The organism is Tumidithrix helvetica PCC 7403 (assembly GCF_965232925.1).
GTDB lineage: Bacteria > Cyanobacteriota > Cyanobacteriia > Pseudanabaenales > Pseudanabaenaceae > Tumidithrix > Tumidithrix helvetica.
In genome coordinates, this window is the sequence record NZ_CBDDRA010000071.1 from 1 (window position 1) to 1,030 (window position 1,030).

The 1,030-nt window shown below is 40.2% G+C and carries 1 protein-coding gene; it reads right to left on the reverse strand.

Annotation, left to right across the window (positions count from 1 at the left end; all coding sequences use genetic code 11):
- A protein-coding gene (locus ACP2WE_RS26005) for an ISKra4 family transposase (RefSeq protein ID WP_425218421.1) occupies positions 1 to 1,030 on the reverse strand; the annotation gives its coding sequence in 2 pieces (ribosomal slippage) (positions 1 to 912 and positions 912 to 1,030; 1,031 coding nt annotated over the 2 pieces). This gene is flagged as partial in the annotation.

Below are 1,030 nucleotides of genomic sequence, written 5' to 3' on the forward strand. Positions count from 1 at the left end.
AAATATACTTAGGGGCATAGAAATAACCGTTGAGGTAAGCACAACGATGCTTCAAGACTTGAGCAACATTGTGACGGTTCCATTGAGCACCAGAAATCTTGACCCGACGACCAATCTGTTTAATCGTTGATTCAACCGAGCCTGAGCCAATTGTAATCCCCTGTTCCTGTAAATAACCATACTCAGGAATGCGATGACGATGATTGCGTAGGTAATCGAGAAAATTGATAGCTCGTTTGAATTTACAACCTTCAAATAGGGCGATCGCTTCATCAACGGAACCTTGCCAGAGCACATCTTCAACCTTAGTTAGACGACGTAAAGAACCGCCAACATTGTAAAGATGCTCTTTCAAATGATACCAGTCTAGTATTTCAAACCTTTGCTCTGATGGTGCTATTGCTTTAAATAAGTTCCAAATACCGTCATGTCCATCACCGAGACAAGAGAATATTTGTGCTAATGGTTGTTTTTGTAACCATTCAACTAAACCTTGATTATTCAGAAAATAGGCAGATACTGTTCCTTGGGCGTTTACGGCTTTGTAGTCTTTCCACTCACTTTTTTTCCCTTTCTCGGTTCGCAATCTTACTTTACCTCCATCTAGACTTATTTCTTCCACACTTTTAGTCATTGTCATCTCTGGAAATTCTTGTTTCTGGACTAACCTCTGTTGACTGCTATGACTAATCTGGATTCCTGTCAATTCTTCAACATTTACGGCTGTTCTTGCGTAAGATTCACTAGCACTTACCAATAGGCAGCATTTTTCTAGTTGCGGACTTAACCTGCTTCTTGCTTTTACTTGCAACTTCTTGGCTTGATGGCTTTTGATCCTTAGTTTGCCGATGCAGCTTTTTATTTGTCTTTCTTTTCCTGCCTTTGTCCCAGTGCTTTTTTCGATAAAAAAATTCCTACGTTTGGACTTACATTTTCCAACATCTGCTCTCTTACTGCTATTTCTATCCCTTCTAGCGTTTTCAACTGCTCTGCATCTTTGGTTTCCGCATTCCGATACAAGATTTCAGCG